2 protein-coding genes are annotated in these 2,286 nt (G+C 31.9%); one reads left to right on the top strand and one right to left on the bottom strand.

Translation table 11 applies throughout. The features are described from left to right. Positions 1–739, top strand: a 739-nt coding sequence (locus tag GSY74_RS09010) for a heparinase II/III-family protein (protein WP_188108711.1), incomplete at its 5' end; no start/stop codon positions are given. Here GSY74_RS09010 and asnB read toward each other — a convergent pair. Then, on the bottom strand, positions 708–2,286 hold a 1,579-nt coding region (gene asnB, locus GSY74_RS09005; RefSeq protein ID WP_164664774.1), incomplete at its 5' end, for an asparagine synthase (glutamine-hydrolyzing). The two genes, GSY74_RS09010 and asnB, sit on opposite strands and share 32 nt — an antisense overlap.

The following is a 2,286-nucleotide window of genomic DNA, read 5'->3' as shown; positions in this document are numbered from 1 at the left end:
TATAAGTTACAAGAATGGAGATATTCCACTTTTTAATGATAGTACAAAGGGCATTGCACCAACAACAGAACAGTTAATGCAATATGCTAAAAATTTAAAATTCAAAATTCAAAATTCAAAATTAGTAGATAGTGGCTATAGAAAAATATCTAACGAAAACTATGAATGCATAGTGGATATTGGTCATATTGGTGCTGACTATATTGCAGGTCATGCACACTCCGATACATTTAACTTTGAACTTAGACTTGATGGAAAACCTTTTATTGTTGATACAGGTCTCTCTACTTATGAGACTTGTGAGAGAAGAACAGTTGAACGCTCTACAGTTTCTCACAATACAGTAGAAGTTAATGGTAAAAATCAGAGTGAAGTCTGGGGTGGATTTAGAGTTGCTAATCGAGCTACTGTTATTGATTTTAAAGAGGATGACAATTCTATTGAGGCTACCCATAATGGATATAGACCTATTTTGCATACTCGTAAGTGGAGTTTTAAAGAGGGTAGGGTGGTTATAGAAGATAACCTAAATAATAACTCTGAAGGAGTTGCTAGATTACATTTTCATCCTGATGTAACTAAAGAGAAGATTTTAAGTCATATATCTATGAGTAGTGATAGATTGAAGTTTGGAGAGTATCTTTACTCTCCAAAGTTTAATACTAAATTAACTGCAATAGTTATTAGTATCAAATTCAGAGAGAATCTTAAGATTGAGATATTAAATGTCTGTAACTAAGCTCTAGTGCCATAAATGTCCAAAGTTTTCCAGAAGCATCCACCTGTTTCTCCTGATGAGCTTTGAATATTGATTTTATAATATTCATATCTATAAAATCTCTCTGCACAGATGTCTCTATTAACTGATATAGAGTATCTCTAAGCTCATCTCTAAGCCAATCTTTTAATGGCATCTCAAAACCAACTTTTTTTCTATAGATATTATCATGAGGTATATATCTAGTTGCAAGTTTTTTTAGTAGATACTTCGTCTCTCCACCCTTTACAAAGAGTGAATCATCAATTTTTGCACTAAAGTTAACTATCTCGTGAGAAAGAAATGGAACCCTTGTCTCAATAGATGCACCCATAGTGGCTCTGTCTCCATTACTTGTTAGTAGGTCATTTGGCACTCTATCTTTTATATCCATATCCAACGCCTCTTTTATGCTATACATCTCTCTCTTTTCAACCTCTTGATTGAGTAGCTCTTTTACTAAGTGAGGTTCAAACATAATAGATTCACTATAGTGTGCAGGGTTAGTTAGTATATTCTCTATAATAAACTTCTTTTTACTATTAGATTTAAATAAGTTTGAAATAGGAGATGAGAATGGTTTTAAAAATTTTGTATAACTGTATATCTGATGAGATATTAGAAATCTCTTATAGCTCTTGTACCCAGCAAATATCTCATCTGCACCCTCTCCTGCTAACATTACTTTGTAGCCATTCTCTTTTGCTAAAGTCGCAAGTTTATAAAGTAGAAGTGATGATGGGTTAGCGACAATATCATCTTGCATCGAAACCCAGTTATCAATCTCATCTAAAAACTCTTTTCCCTCTATCATCACTTGATGGTATTTTAAATTATATCTATCTGATACAGCTTTAGCATAAGGAGACTCATCATATCTCTTATCTTTCATTGCTACTGTAAATGTCTCTAATTTTGGATTATATTGACTAGCAATAGCCGTGATTGTACTAGAATCAACACCACCACTGAGAAATGCACCAACAGAAACATCTGCTATTAGTCTATCTTGTACAGATTGATGTAATAATCTATCTAGCTCTTCTAAAACATTTTGTTCATTAGTTAAAATATTACTTAATGAGTCTCTCTCCCACCATTTATCTATAGATTTAATTTTTTTCTTATCTGTGTTAAATGTTAAAATAGAGCCACTCTCTATCTCTTTAATATCTTCAAAAATAGTATGAGGAGCTTTAAATGCTCTATTTAGATAGTATCCCCAGAGCTGTTTACTATTTAATTTTTTCTCAGAGAACATTACTAGTGGTTTAAGTGTTGAAGCAAATGCAAATATCTCATCAGTATCTATATAGTAGATCTGTTTTATTCCGATTCTATCTCTGCATATACTGATGGTTTTATCCTCTTTCATATAGAAAGCAAATCCAAACATAGATCTTGTCTTATGTAAAAAATCAACACCCTCTTTTGCAAATCCTTTTAATAGAACTTCAGTATCTGACTTATATTGGTATTTGGTATCTTTATATCTTAACGATTCATAGTTATAAATTTCACCATTAAAG

It is taken from the genome of Sulfurovum sp. bin170, assembly GCF_010892395.1.
Taxonomy (GTDB): Bacteria; Campylobacterota; Campylobacteria; order Campylobacterales; family Sulfurovaceae; genus UBA1140.
Note: the sequence above shows the minus strand (reverse complement) of the source record. Positions and strands in the feature narration are given on the sequence as shown.